This is a genomic window from Clostridium sp. Cult1, assembly GCF_021655095.1.
Lineage (GTDB): Bacteria > Bacillota > Clostridia > Tissierellales > Tepidimicrobiaceae > Schnuerera.
This window is the reverse complement of the sequence record NZ_PPXW01000001.1, coordinates 267,737-286,591: the sequence shown is the minus strand read 5'-3', so window position 1 is coordinate 286,591 and position 18,855 is coordinate 267,737. Positions and strand designations below refer to the sequence as shown.

19 protein-coding genes and 1 pseudogene are annotated in these 18,855 nt (G+C 30.5%); 6 read left to right on the top strand and 14 right to left on the bottom strand.

The features are described from left to right. Positions 1–507: 507 nt before the first annotated feature. The 5 genes from C3E89_RS01295 to C3E89_RS01275 all read right to left on the bottom strand — a co-directional run bounded on the left by C3E89_RS01295 (position 508) and on the right by C3E89_RS01275 (position 4,253). Positions 508–1,821 carry a M18 family aminopeptidase gene (locus tag C3E89_RS01295; RefSeq protein ID WP_236910691.1) on the bottom strand — a complete coding sequence of 438 codons (1,314 nt, stop codon included), beginning with the start codon at positions 1,819–1,821 and terminating at the stop codon, positions 508–510. A 150-nt stretch (positions 1,822–1,971) separates the two neighbouring features. Further along, complete coding sequence (locus C3E89_RS01290; protein ID WP_005585952.1) at positions 1,972–2,670, bottom strand: flavodoxin family protein; 699 nt, start codon at positions 2,668–2,670, stop codon at positions 1,972–1,974. 108 nt (positions 2,671–2,778) lie between these two features. Then, complete coding sequence (locus C3E89_RS01285) at positions 2,779–2,925, bottom strand: hypothetical protein (protein WP_236910690.1); 147 nt, start codon at positions 2,923–2,925, stop codon at positions 2,779–2,781. A gap of 90 nt (positions 2,926–3,015) precedes the next feature. Beyond that, positions 3,016–3,795: a hypothetical protein gene (locus tag C3E89_RS01280; RefSeq protein ID WP_236910689.1), complete on the bottom strand. Its 780-nt coding sequence runs from the start codon at positions 3,793–3,795 to the stop codon at positions 3,016–3,018. Between the two features lie 317 nt (positions 3,796–4,112). Then, on the bottom strand, positions 4,113–4,253 hold the full coding sequence (locus C3E89_RS01275; protein ID WP_236910688.1) for a hypothetical protein: 141 nt from the start codon (positions 4,251–4,253) through the stop codon (positions 4,113–4,115). Between the two features lie 171 nt (positions 4,254–4,424). Here C3E89_RS01275 and C3E89_RS01270 point away from each other — a divergent pair. Continuing rightward, positions 4,425–4,763 (top strand): annotated as a pseudogene (locus C3E89_RS01270) (cupin domain-containing protein); the annotation flags it as partial. Positions 4,764–4,981: 218 nt separating this feature from the next. Here C3E89_RS01270 and C3E89_RS01265 read toward each other — a convergent pair. Next, positions 4,982–6,169 carry an esterase/lipase family protein gene (locus C3E89_RS01265; protein ID WP_236910687.1) on the bottom strand — a complete coding sequence of 396 codons (1,188 nt, stop codon included), beginning with the start codon at positions 6,167–6,169 and terminating at the stop codon, positions 4,982–4,984. A 231-nt stretch (positions 6,170–6,400) separates the two neighbouring features. Here C3E89_RS01265 and C3E89_RS01260 point away from each other — a divergent pair, with 231 nt between their 5' ends. The 4 genes from C3E89_RS01260 to C3E89_RS01245 all read left to right on the top strand — a co-directional run bounded on the left by C3E89_RS01260 (position 6,401) and on the right by C3E89_RS01245 (position 11,442). Then, entirely contained in the window at positions 6,401–7,420 is a 1,020-nt protein-coding gene (locus C3E89_RS01260) for a GIY-YIG nuclease family protein (RefSeq protein WP_236910686.1), read from the top strand. A 57-nt stretch (positions 7,421–7,477) separates the two neighbouring features. Further along, the gene (namA, locus tag C3E89_RS01255; RefSeq protein WP_005585944.1) at positions 7,478–8,500 is read left to right on the top strand and encodes an NADPH dehydrogenase NamA; all 1,023 of its coding nucleotides are present in this window, start codon (positions 7,478–7,480) and stop codon (positions 8,498–8,500) included. Between the two features lie 123 nt (positions 8,501–8,623). Further along, the gene (locus C3E89_RS01250) at positions 8,624–10,684 is read left to right on the top strand and encodes a serine hydrolase (protein ID WP_236910685.1); all 2,061 of its coding nucleotides are present in this window, start codon (positions 8,624–8,626) and stop codon (positions 10,682–10,684) included. Positions 10,685–10,848: 164 nt separating this feature from the next. After that, positions 10,849–11,442, top strand: a complete 594-nt coding sequence (locus C3E89_RS01245; protein ID WP_236910684.1) for a metal-dependent hydrolase — start codon at positions 10,849–10,851, stop codon at positions 11,440–11,442. Here C3E89_RS01245 and C3E89_RS01240 read toward each other — a convergent pair. From C3E89_RS01240 to C3E89_RS01210, 7 genes are all read right to left on the bottom strand, one after another. Beyond that, positions 11,437–11,934 (bottom strand): GNAT family N-acetyltransferase, encoded by a 498-nt coding sequence (locus C3E89_RS01240; RefSeq protein WP_236910683.1) that lies wholly within the window; start codon positions 11,932–11,934, stop codon positions 11,437–11,439. The two genes, C3E89_RS01245 and C3E89_RS01240, sit on opposite strands and share 6 nt — an antisense overlap. A 29-nt stretch (positions 11,935–11,963) precedes the next feature. Beyond that, positions 11,964–12,902, bottom strand: coding sequence for a dipeptidase (locus C3E89_RS01235; protein WP_236910682.1), 939 nt, complete (start codon positions 12,900–12,902; stop codon positions 11,964–11,966). Positions 12,903–12,947: 45 nt separating this feature from the next. After that, on the bottom strand, positions 12,948–13,181 hold the full coding sequence (locus tag C3E89_RS01230; RefSeq protein WP_236910681.1) for a DUF2164 domain-containing protein: 234 nt from the start codon (positions 13,179–13,181) through the stop codon (positions 12,948–12,950). Next, positions 13,181–14,206, bottom strand: coding sequence for an adenosine deaminase (gene add / locus C3E89_RS01225; RefSeq protein ID WP_236910680.1), 1,026 nt, complete (start codon positions 14,204–14,206; stop codon positions 13,181–13,183). The genes C3E89_RS01230 and add overlap by 1 nt, the downstream gene beginning before the upstream one ends. A 165-nt stretch (positions 14,207–14,371) precedes the next feature. Next, entirely contained in the window at positions 14,372–14,572 is a 201-nt protein-coding gene (locus tag C3E89_RS01220; RefSeq protein WP_236910679.1) for a dodecin family protein, read from the bottom strand. Between the two features lie 181 nt (positions 14,573–14,753). After that, the gene (locus C3E89_RS01215) at positions 14,754–16,823 is read right to left on the bottom strand and encodes an S-layer homology domain-containing protein (protein WP_236910678.1); all 2,070 of its coding nucleotides are present in this window, start codon (positions 16,821–16,823) and stop codon (positions 14,754–14,756) included. Positions 16,824–16,991: 168 nt separating this feature from the next. Further along, a complete protein-coding gene (locus C3E89_RS01210; protein ID WP_236910677.1) occupies positions 16,992–17,453 on the bottom strand; it encodes a DUF1259 domain-containing protein in 462 nt (153 codons plus the stop codon). Between the two features lie 309 nt (positions 17,454–17,762). Between C3E89_RS01210 and C3E89_RS01205 the strand changes: the two genes are divergently transcribed. Continuing rightward, a complete protein-coding gene (locus C3E89_RS01205) occupies positions 17,763–17,900 on the top strand; it encodes a hypothetical protein (protein WP_236910676.1) in 138 nt (45 codons plus the stop codon). A 68-nt stretch (positions 17,901–17,968) separates the two neighbouring features. Here C3E89_RS01205 and C3E89_RS01200 read toward each other — a convergent pair whose 3' ends face one another. After that, positions 17,969–18,754: a L,D-transpeptidase gene (locus C3E89_RS01200; protein WP_236910675.1), complete on the bottom strand. Its 786-nt coding sequence runs from the start codon at positions 18,752–18,754 to the stop codon at positions 17,969–17,971. Positions 18,755–18,855 lie beyond the last annotated feature (101 nt).

The following is an 18,855-nucleotide window of genomic DNA, read 5'->3' as shown; positions in this document are numbered from 1 at the left end:
ATATCTAAATTCTTTATCTCCTGCTCCACCCCATGACAAACTTACCGTTGCTACTGTATCTCCTCTTTTTAATTTTTTTGGTTTTATCATTATTAGTTCTCGGACCTCCCTCTAACACTCTATTAAAAGCAAATTTCACATAACCTTCCCATATTTGCTACATTGCTTAATACATACTTTTTTACATAAAAGACATTAATAAGTAGCTCCCATATTGGTATTTCCTATAACGTTCTTAGTATTGGAAATATCAATAGGCTATTTACTATAAACAGTTTCATCCTATTTTTTACGAACTGCCCCTCTATAATAACTAAATTAAAACAACAACTACAACGATTACATTATCAGCCCATCCTACCTCATTAAATGTAGATTCATATCTCTAATATTCTACATTTTATTTTAAATCCCTTCTTTTTACATTATTATTATCAGAACAAAAAAAGATAGGTAAATTATTACCTATCAATTGAAGAATTAAGAATATATTTAAATGTATATGAATTAATTTGTTGCTATAATACTATAAAATTCTTGAAAAGACTTATAGACATAATAATGATCAAAAACCCCGCCTAATTCTCTTATAGAGTGCATACCAAGTATTGGATTTCCTATATCTACTGAAGGAATATCTAATTGAGTTGAGGATATAGGTCCTATAGTGGAGCCTCCTCTTTCATCAGACCTGTTAACAAACTTTTGTACAGGAACATTTACAGATTTACATATTCCTTCATAAACAGCTGACGACGAACTATCAGTTGTATAGGACTGATTTGCAGATATCTTTATAGTTGGGCCTCCGTTTATTACTGGTCTATTAGTCAGGTCTTGCTTTTCTGTATAATTAGGATGAAGTGCATGTGCCATATCAGCAGATATTAAAAAAGAATTGGATAATGCTCTATAATAATCTTCCTTGTCCTTACCCATAGATATTGCAATTCTCTCAAGAACAGTTCTAAGCATGGGGCTCGCTGCTCCCTGTTTTGTGGTGCTACCTACTTCTTCATTATCAAAACAAACTAGTACATTTGTAGCATTACCTACTTTACTATCTATAAGCCCATATAATCCAGCATGAACCATAGCTAAATCGTCTAATCTGCCAATAGAGATAAATTCTTCATTAAGCCCTATTAAAGATCCTTTCTCTACACCATATAAGAACAATTCAAAATCTAGAATATCCTCTAATTTTATATTTAATTTTTCAGCAATTAATCCTAATATGAAACTCTCTTTTTCAAATTTATCATTTATAGTTGATAGTAATGGTAAAGTATCAATTTGAGGATTTATCTTTACACCTTCGTTTACTTTTCTGTTCATATGTATGGCTAAATTAGGGATAGTCATTATAGGTTTTTCCATATCGATCAATAATTCTTTGGGCTTTAGTGGATTTTTAGTTTTTATACTTACTCTACCTGCCATAGATAAAGGTCTATCAAACCAAGTGTTTAATATTGGCCCACCATAGACCTCTGTGTTTAATTTTAAATACTTTCCTTCCACAGTCATTTCAGGATCAGGTTTAATCCTAAAAGTTGGTGAATCTGTATGAGCCCCTACAAGCCTAAATCCATCATCTTCTATTTCTCCTTTTCCTATTACGAATGCTACTATTGCTGAACTATTCTTAGATACATAATACTTACCTTCTTTATTTAATTTCCATTTGTCCTGTAATTCAATTTTTCTAAACCCTTCTTTTATAAGTATTTCTTCTACATTTTTTGTTGCATGAAATGAACTGTGACTTGCATTGATAAAATCTATTAATTTTTTTGCAAATTCTTGTTCTTTTCCCATAAAATCTTCCTTTCATATTTATTCTTTAATTAATATTCCATATATAAAAACTATAACATATTAGACTTATATTTATAAGACAAAAAACAATAGGTTTTTCAAAAGCATTTGGGTATTTGAAATCTTCTGATAGATACTCATTAATGTGGTTTACCAAGGCTTACTCGAATCAAGCCATCCTTTTTGTAACCAATATTCCCTATCAGTGGGATTCCAATCATTTATTTTCTGACTCATTCGCATTACTTGAAATATTGCTTTGGTTTTTATCCCTGGTTTTGTCTTACCTATCTGTTTTGAAATTCTACTAGCTAATTTTATAACTTCCTTTTCTATCTGACGCTTCTTTTCTGGTTTTACAGTTTCCCAGCTTGAAGCAGCAACATTTTTTCCATAACGATAGATTTTAGCTACTCCCCAATAGAAAAGATTATCTTTCAAAGCTTTTGTCACTTTTTTTGTACCTGCACCTGCAGCGGTGGAAATAACTAGCCCAACCTTACTGAACATTTTGGGATGAGGTCTATGTGGCATCCATAGATAGGCTAAATGATCAAGAAGTGTTTTAAGTTGACCACTCATTCCGTAGACATAACAAGGAGATTCTAAAACTAATAAATCAGCTTCTTCAATTGCTTTAACAATTGGTTGAACCACCTCAGCATGTGGACATTGTTCCTCACCCTTTGTAAAACAATTAAAACAGCCTATACAGAATGATGGGGTATCCTTTGGCATAAAATATTCAATTATTTCTGTATTTTCATCTGAAAGATTATCTAAAAAAAGTTTTGTAATATTATATGTACTACCTTTATGCAATTGCCCATGCAAAACTACAATTCTCATATTGCTTAATTCCCCCTTTTGAAGTTTCAATTTTGATAAAGTTGAAATTAAATATTATTTCTCTCGCACTATTCCATTTTCTCGATCTTTTCAATTAATCTGATAGGGTTAACAATTTTCCCCAGTGGTTTCGTCAACAATTACTGTATCGCTTGTATTGAGGGGTTCAAAAAAGAATACATCCAATATAATATCTGGATTAACTTGACATGCCAATGCGTATAATCCTGCTAAATATGGTACTGTCCAACTCATACCACCTTCCCTATAATATACATAATCATTTATGCCAGTAGGACTTGCGGTACATCTAGAGTCCATAGTTATTAATAGAGCATTGTTATATTATTCTCCCTTCTTCCAATACTCTCCTTTTCCATATGAGGTAATGTCATCTGCATCTATCAATGGATTTCTTCCAAGCCCCATAAAATCTTTACTACCCACGTATATAGTGTAGATTCCATGGGTTTCAGCAATATAATAAAGATCTGCTTCAAGTGCTACTCCAACAGTTTTCCCTACAGCAATGGATGCAACTGCAGGTCCATGCATAGATGCTCTTTCGTCATAACAATGAATTTCCTCATACATTTTCAATTGTTCTTTATATTCTACATGGTCAACTAGCAAGCTCTGATCGATTATTGCTATACCAACTCCTTTTCTAGTAATCCCTTTTTGGTGAAGTTCCCTTAATCCTAAGCCAGGATTTTTTCCTAACTCCATGATCATCTCCGGATTAAAATTATCTGGTAGTTCACCAGGCCATTGTGTTTTACTATCAAAATCAGCATGTATTAAATCTTCAAAATTCTCCCTCAAGTCAAGATTAGTTAAATCACTGCTTCTTAGATCTACCTGCCATTGGTCATCATATTTGGGTAGCTCCATTAATTTCCCCGGATTAATATAAGAATAATCTGCTACTTCAGGTTTTCTTACAATACTTAGCCGATTATTTGGCGAAAGTAAAGTCTTATACTTTTCTGACTCCTCTAAACTTTCTAATGCCTCTACTGATTCTTCTTGTTTATCTAATGAATTTGTCTGTGATGTTTTAGTTTGAGTACATCCACCCACAAAAATCATTATCACCATAAGCAAAGGCAAAACCCTTTTCATCTTAACTCTCCTCTCCCTATATTAGTTTCCATTAACATTAAAGATCATTAATCGCTCATCACTCTGGTCAGTTTCATTATCCAACTACTTTTCCAATTCCCATACATCTACTCCAATTAATAAAAATATTCAATCTTCATTAATTGGTTTTATAACCTTGTAATAGTCCTAGCCATATAATATTCTACATTTTCTTTTTAAGTCCTTCTTTTGCTTCAGATGTTTATTAGGTTCTAAACAATTCTGTATATTATCTATTTTCTCCCACATAATTTTTATATGCTAAAGCCCTATATGGTAAAATATAGGGCTTTTGATTACCATTTTATATAATTGTAAAAATCACTAGACTCTGAAGCTTTATAGAAATTTCTATATTCTATTCTAAAATATTCATCAACTTCATTGTATCTTTTGAATTTAAACAATCCTAGAATATACATCAAGTATGACTCCATACAAAATCACCTCCATACAAAAATACAAGATTTTTAAATTTCTTTGTAATTATCATTATTTTTCCTCCTTCCTGATTTTGATTTATATATAAAAAAACCGTAGATAATCCTACGGTTATAAACAAAATTATTATAATATATGAAAATAGACATAAAACAAGCCACATCCTGATTGCGCTATGGACTGGGAAACACCTACAACTTACATTGATGAGTATTAATGTTGGTGAAGATATTGGCTTAGAAATGCATTCTGACCTGGATCAATTCATTCGTATTGAACAAGGACGAGGAATTGTTAGAATGGGAAATAGTATGGATAATTTGAATTTCCAAACAAGAGTTTATGATGGATATGTAATATTTATACCTGCTGGGACATGGCATAATTTAATCAATACTGGTCCTGTACCAATAAAACTTTACTCTATATATGCTCCTCCTGCTCATCCCCATGGTACAGTTCATAGAACTAAAGAAGAAGCTGAAATGTACCATGATCATTACTAAATAGCATAAAACAAGTAGATGGGCAAGGAATTTCTTTCTCCTTGTCCATTAAAGACGTTTAGCGCCACATTTAATAGGATAATACTCCTTAATCCATATAGGTTTTATTATATCCTTCCACTAAAATTTGTTGGGACAACCCTTATATTCAAGCATCTCATTTTGTCTCCTTATATTTAGATAGCTAAACATGGGTACTCCATACCAGTACATTAACGTCAATCTTTCCTAATTGATTTTACAAATATTTCCCCGATAACACTTTTGTCTAGCTGAATTTCTAAATCCCTATCCCCTGCAACCATAATCCAAAAATTATCATTTCCTAAATAGATAGCCTCTACCCTATTGTCTACAATATTAATTCTTTGACTAGATATTTCATTAATTAAGGGAGTTATTACATTAATTCTATCACAATTTTTAGCAAAAATAATGTGGACTTTTTCTACTGCCTCTCCTCTAATATCTTTACTTAAAGGTTTTTCTAAAACAGAAGATAGATAATCCTTTGACTTGTATAAAATATCCGTATGATTGCCTTCAAGCAATATATTTTGTCCATTTAAATTGCCTAGAGCACTGAAGGTAGTTACTGTTCCATCTCCATAATTAGTTCTATAAGCTTTTATCGGTTTTCCATCTTTCCATTTGGTTTTCCCTTTATTCTTTACATCTACTAAAAATTCCTTATTAGTAAAAATATCTTTACCAGCAATAATAAAAATCTTACTCGGATCAATATACTTTTCTTCCAATTCACTTAAAAATATATTTTTAGCTAACATTCTCTCTACTGCAATTTCCTTCCTTTTCCCATTTTCTTCATAGAATAAATAGTTTCCATACCCAAAGCTAGGCAATAAATCCCTTGCTACAGGAAAAATACTCCTTAAAACCTCTATATGACTTATATTTTTAAATAGAGAAAAATAAAGCATAAATCCAATTTTCAATCCATTGTAAATAATATTATCCTCTACTTTTGAATAAGGAATTTTCCCTCCACTCCAGAAATAATAAGCATTTACAGCTCCTAAATTTGGAGTACCTATCATAATCAATTTATCGACTGAAGAGGGACTAAAATAGCTTAGATAAGCCCTTCCCAATAATCCACCTAGACTATGACCAATAAGTATTACTTTATTCTTTCTTGTCTTGCTTTTAACCTTTTCTATGTCTGGAAACAAATATTTATCTACTGCCTCCAACACCGGTTTTTTCCAATCATAATAGGAAATAAATAAATTCAAACCTTCCATATACCCCATGGCATTCAATATTTTGATGAAAGGTCTATAGATTCTTTCTGCCAATCCGAAGGAAAATTCTCCTGTTCCCTTTATCACATCATCCCCCAAAGAACCAAAGAGTCCTGGTATAAAAACGATAGGATAATCCATTTAAAATCTTCCTTTCTCTTTTATATCAGGATATGCAATTATCTACAAAAACTTTAATTTAAGGATACAAATATAGGCCATGACAATTACTAATCCATCCTCCACCTAACTACTTTGATAATCTTATCTTTTATTTGTTATTCTACACTATATTGTCAAAGCCTTATATATTTGACAGAAGTTTTAGAATATGAAAAAATGATTATACTAAATATATAGTTGGTGATTATATTGAGTATACCTAAAGAACTAGCAGTCAAAATCAAGTCCATACCTGAAAGACCAGGCATATATCAAATGAAAGATTCCCAAGGGAATATAATTTATATTGGTAAAAGTAAATCTTTAAGTAAAAGAGTAAGATCATATTTTCAAACTAAGGCTAACTTTAACAAAATAAAGCAAATGGTCTTCAATATCCATGATATTGATTTTATTGTTACAGACACCCATTTAGAAGCTCAATTATTAGAATGTTGTTTAATAAAAAAATATAGACCTATTTATAATAGCCAGTTTAAGAATCATAAAAAATATGTATATTTGATAATAGAAGACGACAATAGTTTTAATCCCCTATCTATTAGTCTAGAAAGAAAGAATGTATATAGTTTTGGTCCTTATAGAAGTAGAAACATTCTTGTAAATTTAGTAAAACTTTTCCACAAAATATATCCTATTAAGAAAGGTTTATACTCATATGAATTTAATTATCATCCTTTACCTTTAAGTATGAAAAAAGATGATTTTGAGGAGAATAGAAAAGCTTTAGTAGAGATATTATCCCAAGGAGAATCTATGGAAGAATTCCTATCCAAAATAAAAGCTAAAATGGGAGAAGCTTCTTCATTATTACAATTTGAAAGGGCTTCATATTACAGGGATTTACTATCATCGCTAAAATATTTATATCATTCTAACAAAATGGATATTACAAAGGATAAAAAAATTTTAGTAGGGGAAAGATTAGATGATGGTTATAAGTTATTCTATATAGTAGACGGAAATTTAGTTTGGAAAAAGAAATTCCATAGAATTCATACTAAAGATATAGAAGATTTTTTATCTAAAGCTAAAAAGTTTGAAAACTATTATGTTTACAATAAAGGTGAGAAAAGTGCTCTAGATTTTAAAGCTATTATTAATAGAGAATTAAGAACCAACTCGTCTATGTTAGTTGAATATTTAAATAAAGAGGTTGATTTAAATTTATTAATTAATTTTTTAAAAACATTAAAAACAACAAATTGATTTTAATTATAAATTTCATAAAACTTGGGTATATAGACTAAGGAAAGGAGTGTAACTATGACTAAATTATTTTCAAATATAAAGATTAAAGACCTAGAACTAAAAAACCGTATTGTAATGGCACCTATGTGCATGGTTGCTGCTGACGAGGAAGGTTATGCTAAGGATTGGCATGAAATCCATTATGCTTCCCGTGCCATAGGAGGAACTGGTCTTATAATTTTAGAAGCTACGGCAGTAGAAAGTAGAGGAAGGATTAAAGAAGGGGATTTAGGAATCTGGGATGATTCTCATATAGAAGGACTAGCAAGGATAGTCCAAAGTTCTAAAGCATTAGGGGCCAAAGTAGGCATTCAATTAGCCCACGCAGGAAGAAAATGTGAAGTAAAATCTGAAAAGATTATTGCACCATCTCCTATTGCTTTTAATGATACTTATCCCACTCCAGAAGAAATGACTATAGATGATATAAAATTTGTAATAAATGCTTTTAAGGAAGGGGCAAGGAGAGCTAATGAAGCTGGATTTGATACTATTGAAATCCATGGAGCTCATGGATATTTAATCAATGAATTTTTATCCCCTCTTACTAATAAAAGAAAAGATGAATATGGAGGTAGCATAGAAAATAGAGTTAGATTCTTAAGGGAAATAACTCAAGAAATCAAAACCGTATGGCCTGAAAACAAACCTATAATCCTGAGGGTTTCTGCTGAAGAATATGTAGAAGATGGAAATCATCCAGAAGATTTAGTAGAAATAATCAATATTGTAAAAGATGAAGGCATAGATATAATAGATATAAGTTCAGGAGGAGTAGTTCCTGCTAGGATTGATGTTTACCCAGGTTATCAAATACCCTTTGCAGAAACAATTAAAAAGGGAACCAATTTACCAATTATCGCTGGAGGATTGGTTACAGAACCAGATATGGCTGAAGAAATATTAAAAAACAATAGGGCTGATTTCATATTCCTAGGTAGAGAATTATTAAGAAATCCTTATTGGCCTTTACAAGCTGCTAGTAAATTAAATTATGATATGGAATGGCCCTATTCCTATAGTAGAGCCAAAATTTAATATAAACTAAAACCCCAGAAAATCTCTGGGGTTTTAGTTTTTTTAATAGCTACTCCTATGTTATAATAATATTATGACCATAGGTAATTATTGGTTAATCTAAATAGTATGGAGGGATAGAAGATGAACATATCAAGAAGAATTGTATCAATAGTATTACTAGTAAGCTTATTATTGGGTATTCCTGCTACTACATTGGGAACCCCTCAAGCTAACATAAATATTCTATTAGATGAAGAGAAAGTTTCTCTAGAGGATGAAATAATTACAAATGAAATTAATCAAATTATGCTTCCTTTACGTGAGATAGCAGAAAAATTGGAATACAAAGTTAATTGGGATGGCAATACTCGAAGTATTACCCTTTCCAAAGGCTCCCAAATTATTGAACTAAAAATTGGTGAGACAAAGGTTGATGTAAATGGAGAAATTCTAGTATTAAAATCTCCACCTATTCTAAAAGAAACTAAAACCTTTGTACCAATAGAATTGTTCAGCAATGCTCTAGGTTTAGTTATAGGATGGAATGGTAAGCACCAAGTTCTAAAAATTAATCAACCAGAGGAGAAAAACGAGTCCTTTTTTACTATATCGAAGGATAAAGATAAACAAGCTGAACTAGATGCTTATATAAAAGCCCTTGAAAAACATCAAAATTTTCATGGTAGTGTATTGGTAGCTAAAGATGGTGAAGTACTTCTTAATAAAGGCTATGGTTTTGCTGATTTTGAGCAAAATACAAACAATATATCTCAAACTAAATTTGCTATTGGCTCTATTACAAAACAATTTACTGCAATAGCTATTATGCAGCTTAATGAAAAAGGATTACTAAGTGTGGAAGATAAAATTTCAAAATACTTCCCTGATTTTCCAAATGGAGATTCAATCACCATTCACAATCTATTAACCCATACATCAGGTTTAACAAATTATACAAACTTAAGCGAGTTCTTAGATATTGATTTAAATAATAAAGACCCTATGAAAACAATAGAACTTATAAAAAATCTACCTTTAGAATTTGAACCTGGAAAAGAGTTTAGCTATAGCAATACCAATTATGTATTACTAGGTATGATAGTTGAAAAGATAACAGATATGTCTTTAGAAGAGTATTTACAAAAAAATATATTTACTCCTCTTAATATGTCAAATACAGGTTCATATTATATTGAAGACAACCAATTCCCTGACGCTACTCCTTATACAGGCTTTTTAGAAGTATATCCTGTAGATGATGAGTTGGTATTAACCCAGGCCTATGGTGCAGGAAATATATATTCTACAGTTGAAGATTTATATCGATGGGACCGAGCTTTAAGTACAGAACAGCTCGTAAAGAAAGAAACTTTAGATAAAATATTTACAGAATATATAACTATGCCTGGTGCAGGAAGTTATGGTTATGGTTGGATGATTGCTGATACTGATATGGGAAGACAAATTTTCCATGGTGGCAATACTATGGGCTTTACTGCTAATATAGCTCGTTATCCAGAAAAAGACTTATTTGTTGTTATCCTTACAAATAGTGCCTATTATGATACTACATCTTTAACAAACGCCTTAACTTCTATAGTCCTTGACAAAGATTATGAAATGCCTGAGGTTTTAAAGGAAATTGAAATAGAGGATCCAAATTTATATGATAATTATATCGGAAAGTATGAATTTATAGATGGCACATATATAAATATAACCAAAATAGAGGATAAATTATATGCCCAAGTTACGAGCCAAAATGCTTTTGAAATACTACCTCTATCAAATAACAGGTTCTTTGCTAAAGACGTAGATATTAGAATAGAATTTATTAAAAATGAAGAAGAAAAGATAACTGAACTTGTCCTTGAACAACTAGGTATGACCTTTGTTTGCAAAAGAGTAGAAGATATAGAAGAAAAAAAGGAAATAGAAATAGACCCTAAAGTATATGACAATTATGTAGGAGAATACGAATTAGCTCCAAATGTAATCATTAAAATTACAAAGGAAGATAACAGCCTCTATGCCCAGCTTACTGACCAAGATAAATTTGAAATATTTCCTGAGTCAGAAGAAGAATTCTTTTATAAAGTGGTAGATGCTAAAATTACTTTCCAAAAAGATGATACTGGCAATGTAACTCATCTAATACTATATCAAAATGCCCAGGAAATTCCTGCTAATAAAATTAAATAACCACAAAAATTTGCGACAGCAAGCCTTTTGTTGTCGCTTTTTATTCCCAGATTTAGCCATCCCTTGTTTCCTGTTTTATACTTGAATGTATGTTCTAAACAAGTTATAATATAACAAGTCGCGTTAATTTAATTCATTCTTTATGACATTAGAGAGGAGCTTTTATGACAGGACAAACCCATGTAGCAATAGGAATAGCAACAGCATTAACTTTATCTATTGAACAACCTATAGAAAATCAACTGATTATAGTTTTATCTTCAATAGTTGGATCTTTGGTTCCTGATTTAGATCACCCTAAGAGTAAATTAAATCAAAAATTATTACTGATAAATAATAATTTTTATAGAGCTTTGTTTTACTTAACATTTGGAAGTATTTTTATATATTATTATTTAACTAAAGGTAGTAAACCCTTTATATTGCTGGGAATAATATCCTTACTTATAGGAATATCCTCCCATAGAGGTTTTACCCACAGTATAGTAGGTTTTCTTGTATCTACAACTATAGTTAAAATATGTGCAAAAAACTGTGGGCTGTACCCTATATATTCTGGTTTTATTATAGGATATATATGCCATTTAGTGGCAGATTTCTTTACCCCTATGGGAATAAAAATATTTTTCCCTTTAGGCAGCAATATATCTTCACCAATTACCATTAAGACCAATAGCAAACTTGAAAAAATTATGTTTATTGTCCTAAGCATTTATTCTATATCACTATTGATTAAATATTTATTTATTCATTTATAATTGAATATCGTCTAAAAATCTATACATTACGTAAGCATCTACTAACCCTAACTCCATATGGTTGAAAGCTTTAGGTAATGTCCCAACGATCTCAAATCCCAAATCCTTCCATAGCTTAATTGCTCCAGTATTGGTAGAAACCACAAAATTAAATTGGATTGCCTTAAAGCCGGCTTTTTTTGCTTCCTTAAGGCAATTAATTCCCATTTTTCTACCAAATCCTTTACCTTGATGGCTTAAAGATACCATGAAGGAAGCATTTGCTACATGAGAACCTAAGTCCGGTTGATTCGCAATAAGTTTATACATTCCCACAATTTTATCATCCTCTTCGATTACATAGGTTTTAATCCCCTCTCCAAACCAGTAGGAGTAGGCATCTTCCATGCTTGTATCAGGATTAAATACATAGGTATCCCCTTTACTTATGACTTCCTTAAAAATAGGCCACATTTCTTTAAAATCTTCTTCTTTTGCTCTCCTTATTCTCATAATAGCTACCTCCATAAACTCAAAATAATCTATAATACATCTTTTATTACCCTCATTGCATTTTTAAAAAATATCTTATCTATTTCATCATCTGAAAAACCATTATCCTTTAATGCATATGCCAATTTTTCTATTTCACCTATATTGTTTATTTCACAATTAGGATGGGAACCATCGAAATCGGAGCCTAAAGCTATAACATCAATTCCTCCAATATTTTTAATATGCTTAATATGTCTTATTATATCTTTTATACTAGCATTTTCTGTATCTCCTAAAAAATCCCTTTCAAAACATATACCCATTACTCCTCCACTATTTGAAAGTATCTTAATCATATTATCTGTTAGATTTCTAGAATGTTCTTTAATTGTACGTGAATTTGAATGAGATGCGATAAAAGGTTTTGTGCTTTCCTTTGAAACATCATAGAATCCTTGGTCTGAAAGATGGGACACATCGATAAGCATCCCTAATCTGTTCATCTCATAAACAACTTCACGACCAAAATCCGTTAATCCTTTATCTCTATATTCTTCATAAAAATTAGAATAGCCTATCTCATTTGCCTCATTCCAAGTTAAAGTTATAGCTCTTACACCCAATCTATAAAAGTTTCTCAAATTGTATAATTCGCCCTTAATAGAGGCCCCTTCTTCTATGGCCAGAACAGCAGAAATTTTACCTTCTCTATCATTTCGAATAATATCTTCATAATTAGTTGCTATTGCAATCTCTTGAGAATTTTTATCCACTTCTACATAAAATTTATCTATCATCTCTAAGCAAATCTCCATTGGGTCCCGCTCACTTTTTATATCTACCCATATGGCAAAAAATTGAGCTAAGGAGTTGGTTTTTTTTAACTTTTCTATATCTACACTCAAATCATTCTTATATAGTCCAGTATTTTCTTTATCCTCCATTAATCTTAAAACTGTATCACAATGCATATCTATTGGTCTCATCTTCCCACCTCTTTGATTGTTTTTCCATAATAGTAGGCTGTTATTCTAATAATGTTTTTCAATTTCAAATAAATCTTGAATCTTTTCATTCACGAACATATACGCATCTTGAATAGCTTGATTGTAAATTTCTGGCCCAAGTTTTTCCATGAAAAAATCCAATATTAATGCTGCTGCTAAATCTCCTAGATCTTCTTCCCTTTCATTTATGAAATATTCTTTAATAGCTCCTATCATATAATCCTTCTTATCTTTACTCAACTCAATCCTCTTGTTCATTAAATCAACTCCATTGTTATTAACTCATCTTCTATGGTTTTTCTTAGGTATATTCTTTCACTTTCTTGTAAAAACGCAGCCTCTATGGAATTATCTATAAGCTTTAAAATATCTTCAATATTAAAATTAAATTTCTTAATTAAAAAATTGTACTCTTTTTCTAAGGAAGTATTTGAAACTGTGGTATTGTCCGTATTTACTGTAATTTTCAACCCTTTTTCCATGAAATTCCTTATTGGATAATCTTCTATTGATTCTACTGCCTTAGTTTGTAGATTACTTATAGGACACATCTCTAGGAATATGTTTTTTTCCTTTAACAATTCCATTATTTTAGGGTCTTTTGCTGCTGCTATGCCATGGCCTATTCTCTGAGCATGGAGTAATTCTATGGACTTGGGAATATTTTCTTCTATTCCAGTCTCTCCTGCATGGATAGTAATATTGTACCCTTTTTGGAAAGCAAGTTTAAATGCTTCTTCATGCAATTCCGGAGGAAAATCCTTCTCATTTCCTGCTAAATCTACTGCTACTACCCCTTTTCCAATATATTTGGCACCATATTCAACTACCTTTATGCTTTCGTCTACACTTTCATCTCTCATACATATAAGTATAGCATTGGAAATTATGCCAAAGTCCTTCTTAGCCCCTTCCATTCCTCTTAATACAGATTTTACAACCTCATCAAAGGTTAGCCCCTCTCTAGTGTGGAGAAAAGGTGCAAACCTCATTTCAACATATTTTACATTTTGCATATTTAGGTCTTCTAATAGCTCATAGGTTATCCTCTCTATGTTTTCTTGACTTTGCATAATCTTTAATGGATATTTAAACTTTTTCAAATACTCTACCAAAGAATTACATTCATCTTTTACCTTTACTAATGCTTCAAATTCTTTGAAACCTTTATAACTCAACTCTTCTTTTTCTGATAAAAGCTCAAACATAGTCTCTGGTCTTACGCTTCCGTCTAAATGGCAGTGTAATTCAATTTTTGGTAACTCTTTTAGTATATTTATCATATTCTTACTCCTTTCCATTTAAAAAAAGATGATTTACCATCATAGGATAAGTAAATTATTTTCTACCCTCTAATTATATTTCGACCTATTTACTAATTTTCCTCTTTTTTGCATTAAAAAAGCATATTAATCTAATAATATGCTTTTTATCGAAGAACTTTTATGCTATTTTACGATAAATGAAACTTTCACATTTAACCGATAGTTAACTATTTTATTATTTTCAACAATAGCCTGCATATTGCTTATATATACGCTTTGAATATTATCTATTGTTTTCGATGCTTCTGTAACTGCTTCTTGGGCTGCAGCTTCCCAACCATTAGCTGATTCTGAAAGAAGTTCTATGACTTTAACAACTGCCAATATAAACCCTCCAATCTTATTATTTATTAATCTAATTTTACTGTTATTATAACCAAATTTGAGTTAGATATTATTAGGGAATCAGTAATTAAAATAGTTTTCATTTTTAAAAAAAGAACTGAGTTTCTGCATATAAAAAGCACCTATCTTCTAGATAAGTGCTTTTCATGTTTTATTCTTATTATAAATCCCTATTTAGGATATTGTATATTAAAACAGCTGCTTCTTCTCTTGTTAAATTATCTTTTGGTCTGAAATTTCTTCCTTCACCTATAATTCTCAATCCTTTTGCAATTGCTATATGTCCTCTTAAATTAGTTGATATCTTATCTACATCATCAAACTCCAATTTATATATATCTCCAATATTATCTAATGGTTCCTGTCCAAAGGCTCTAATTATATACTTTATGGCTTCTTCTCTAGTTACTTTTGCTTCCATGTTTTTTTCTTCTTCTTTTAGAATGCCTTCATGGATAAATCTTTCATATATACGATTTTGATTCTCATATATATAATATATATCTTTAGTTTGGGCAAGTAATTGGAAAAATTCTTTCTGAGTTATTTCTTGTTTTGGTTTAAATTCATCTCCCTCGAATAAATAAATATAATTTTGCAATTTTTGGATCTGGTTTTTGGCAAAACTGTTTTCAATATCTTTATATTCTTTTATTGCCGACTTTTCCTCTAACACTTTTCTATTGTCTATAACTTCTGCTTCTTTAGCATCTACTGGTAAATGTTTATCTCTAAAATCATATACTAACTTAACATTCCTTCTATCTTTTTCTTTGTTTTCTATTTGATACTCTAGATCTAATTCTCTATCTTCTAATAGTATTTCTTTAGCTTTATCTTTTACTATTAAATTATCTGGAGATTTAAACTCTAAATCACTCCAGTTATAACTATATGACAGTATCCTACCTGTAACATTACTTAAAGCTATTCTAAAACCATTGTTTTCAACTTTAACACCATTTACTTTTCTTATAAATAAGAAATTTGATATATTATTTTCACCATAAATTAAATCTTCATTTTGGTTCTCTATATATTCTACTTCCTTGTACTTTTCAGGATTATTATTTTTTATAATTTCTTTTGCTTTTTCAAGCAACTCTTCTTTACTATATTTTGCTTTTTCTTCATCTGTACTCCAAGATCCAGGATCAGAAAAATCTATAATCTCTCCTGTTTTAGCATTAATTGTTGAACTAGTGCCACTACCATGGTTTCCAATCTGTTTCATCACCATTACTTCCCATATATAAATATCCTTTTCTTTATTTCCCTTTAATCTATAATCGCTTACTTCATATTCTTCTCCTAATTTAAACGTGTCTAGTATTTTTTCACCTGCTTCTTTCCTATTTATTATTTTTTTAGAATCAATTAATTTACTTTCTTCTTCAATTGATATATCTCCTATATCTTGATAGGAGATGGATCCATAGACAGAATACATAGATTTATATGAAGTACTGAGTATATCCTTAGTTTTAGCATCTACTGTCTTATCTGTATCTATCATAGTATATCCTAAGTATGATTTTGTATCTTCACCTGTTTCTTTAAATTTATATATTAATTCAAAATCAATATTATCTTTATATGTTTTTTTGGCTTCTTCTTTTGATATGATACCTTTCGGATCTGGAAATTCTAAATCTTTTTCCCAATTAATATTAAAACTAGTTACTTCTCCAGTTTGAGTATCTACATTAACATATACATTGTTTTCATTAAATGTTATATCATTTTCTACTCTTATAAAATTATAACTATAACCTCTCAAGTTATCCCTACGATATGTACTATAAAAATCATCTTCATCGCTAGATTTGATTTTACCTAATATATCTGGATATAGTTTCTTTATAAAATCTTTAGCAGCTTTCTCCCCTTGTTCTTTAGTTATTTTAGGGAATTTATAAATTCTTGGATTATTATCAGTACTATATTCACTTTTCCAATAACCTATTATATTGCCCTCTTCATCGATGTCTACACCAATATTCTTATTTTTACCACTCCAGGATAGGTTTGTAATGATTTTACCATTATAAGCATCATACTGGTGCTTATTAAAATGCTCATAGTCCTTACCTATTTTAAATAAGGTTTTGATTTTCTGAATTTCTTCATTTAAACTATCTTCTTCTGCAAACCCATTTAATGGTATGAATGTCATTAATAATGCTAATACCATCATAAATATTACCAATTTGGATTTTACTTTTTCCATAATATCCCCTCCTATATTTAGTATACAGGATTTTTATTTAATTAGCCACATGGTAGGACAATAATTTAATATTATTTATTATATGTTACTAATTGTGAAGGAATATCAAAACTTTTAAAATTTCTCTCATTTACAAGCAAAAAAGACCAGGCCTAAACCTGGTCAAATTTATCTCCTTAATACCTGAAGAGCTTCCGCAACCTTTCTTGCAAAAGTCAGTGGATCTTCTATAGAGAAAAAGTGAATATAGAACAACCTTGGCCTGTCAAACAACCAATGGTTATGCAAAGCAGTTACTTCTATATCCCTTTCTCTTAAAGCCGATATGAAAGGATTTATTTCCCTTTGAAGTATTACCGTTTCTCCTAAATTTAATGTTCTTCCTCTATTATCCATTGACTCAAAAGAAAATAATGCAGCTATTGCAAGAGCACTCCTTGTAGGCCTTCCTGCAATCTCAGGACTAATGTTTCTATTAAATGTTACTACGCATAGGTCTTCTTCTGATGTCAAAATTGAAGCATTTAATATACGTGCAAACCTTCTGCAAAGCCTATTATCTATTCTTACATCATTAATATTATCTTCATCATAATATAAATTATCAACATCTTTATAATTATTAGTCATATTATCCCCCTTTCAGTAAATATATATGCTGTCCAAGTCATAGGGTTCTTATAATTTTAATTATTTTAATAAATATTATTATGTTATAACTCCCTATAGGTAGTCTATAAAATATTGCATATACTGTTTTTGCTATTTTTCTGGTTTGGTTCAAAGCCAAACTTACTTATTTCGTTCACACTCTGGTATACTTTTCATAATATATACTAGGATTTGAGAATAACATTATCTTAGTCTAGCATATTTTACTGTATAGAACCTCTCTTATTGTATTTTGCCTATACCAATAATATTTAGGAGGTGTTACTTGTGACCGATGATTTATTAGGTAGAAGAAGAGATAGAGATCGTTGTGATAATGATAGTTCCTTGCTTTTCTTTTTCTTGCTATTAGTTATACTTTTCTGTAATGGGGATATACTTGGCGGATTCGGTAGAAGATGCTAAGCTATTACACTAATCGGGGCTCGTCCCCGATTTTTTATTAATACACTCCCTAAATAATAGATGGCAGATTATATCATAACCTGCCATCTTATGTTTTGCAGCCACATGGAACATACCTCTTCTTTTTTTTCATATTCCATATATTGTTTAATTCCCCATTCTTCTAATACTTCTTCTGTTCCGATCCATACATCTGTCTTAATGGGCATATATTCAAATAATTCTTCCACATCTTCATTAATCATTCTAATACAACCAGCAGAAATATATCTTCCAATGGAAAAAGGGGCAGAATTACCATGAATTCCGTAACCTCTATATTTTTCTGTCGAAAGACCTAGCCATCTTTTCCCCAAGGGATTGTTGGGAGCTCCTCCTCTTACTGGTTTAAATTTTCCACCCATTCCTCCCCAATAAGGATTTTTCAACTTGTTTATTATTGTAAATTTATGGTCTGGTGTAGGTGTAGAATCCTTTCCTAAGGCTACTGGATATTTTTTATATATTTCTCCATTGTTATATACAGTTAATATTTTCTTAGTTTTATTTATAACTATAAACCATTCCTTTTCAATAATTTCCTCAGGTATTATATCTATAACTTTTTTCTCTTCTTTATTCAATGCTTCATTAGTAATATCCCCAATTATACCATCAACTGATAAATTGTTTTCTGCTTGAAATCTCAATAGGGTATTCCTTTGCTCTAATATATTATCATTATATCCACTGCTTACATATTCTTTTAATATACTACCATTATCTATCGCTTCAGCAAAACTTTTTCCAATGAATGGCCCTAATATAAGTATAATTATTATTCCTATGCTTAATAGTTTCCTAATAGTTATCATAAAAATACCCCCTAGTATAATAATGTCATAGTCAATAAAGACTATGCAGTTAAAACTTTTCTAAAAATCTCATTTCTTTATTCAGTAACTGAAGAAGATAT

Coding starts and splice junctions, on each gene's coding strand:
- C3E89_RS01235 (WP_236910682.1), bottom strand. CDS start 12,902: ATGAGACCAATAGATATGCATTGTGATACAGTTTTAAGATTAATGGAG.
- C3E89_RS01200 (WP_236910675.1), bottom strand. CDS start 18,754: ATGATAACTATTAGGAAACTATTAAGCATAGGAATAATAATTATACTT.
- C3E89_RS01215 (WP_236910678.1), bottom strand. CDS start 16,823: ATGGAAAAAGTAAAATCCAAATTGGTAATATTTATGATGGTATTAGCA.
- namA (WP_005585944.1), top strand. CDS start 7,478: ATGACTAAATTATTTTCAAATATAAAGATTAAAGACCTAGAACTAAAA.
- C3E89_RS01240 (WP_236910683.1), bottom strand. CDS start 11,934: ATGAGAATAAGGAGAGCAAAAGAAGAAGATTTTAAAGAAATGTGGCCT.
- C3E89_RS01285 (WP_236910690.1), bottom strand. CDS start 2,925: ATGAGTTGGACAGTACCATATTTAGCAGGATTATACGCATTGGCATGT.
- C3E89_RS01265 (WP_236910687.1), bottom strand. CDS start 6,169: ATGGATTATCCTATCGTTTTTATACCAGGACTCTTTGGTTCTTTGGGG.
- add (WP_236910680.1), bottom strand. CDS start 14,206: ATGATAAATATACTAAAAGAGTTACCAAAAATTGAATTACACTGCCAT.
- C3E89_RS01280 (WP_236910689.1), bottom strand. CDS start 3,795: ATGAAAAGGGTTTTGCCTTTGCTTATGGTGATAATGATTTTTGTGGGT.
- C3E89_RS01245 (WP_236910684.1), top strand. CDS start 10,849: ATGACAGGACAAACCCATGTAGCAATAGGAATAGCAACAGCATTAACT.
- C3E89_RS01290 (WP_005585952.1), bottom strand. CDS start 2,670: ATGAGAATTGTAGTTTTGCATGGGCAATTGCATAAAGGTAGTACATAT.
- C3E89_RS01275 (WP_236910688.1), bottom strand. CDS start 4,253: ATGGAGTCATACTTGATGTATATTCTAGGATTGTTTAAATTCAAAAGA.
- C3E89_RS01210 (WP_236910677.1), bottom strand. CDS start 17,453: ATGACTAATAATTATAAAGATGTTGATAATTTATATTATGATGAAGAT.
- C3E89_RS01250 (WP_236910685.1), top strand. CDS start 8,624: ATGAACATATCAAGAAGAATTGTATCAATAGTATTACTAGTAAGCTTA.
- C3E89_RS01230 (WP_236910681.1), bottom strand. CDS start 13,181: ATGAACAAGAGGATTGAGTTGAGTAAAGATAAGAAGGATTATATGATA.
- C3E89_RS01295 (WP_236910691.1), bottom strand. CDS start 1,821: ATGGGAAAAGAACAAGAATTTGCAAAAAAATTAATAGATTTTATCAAT.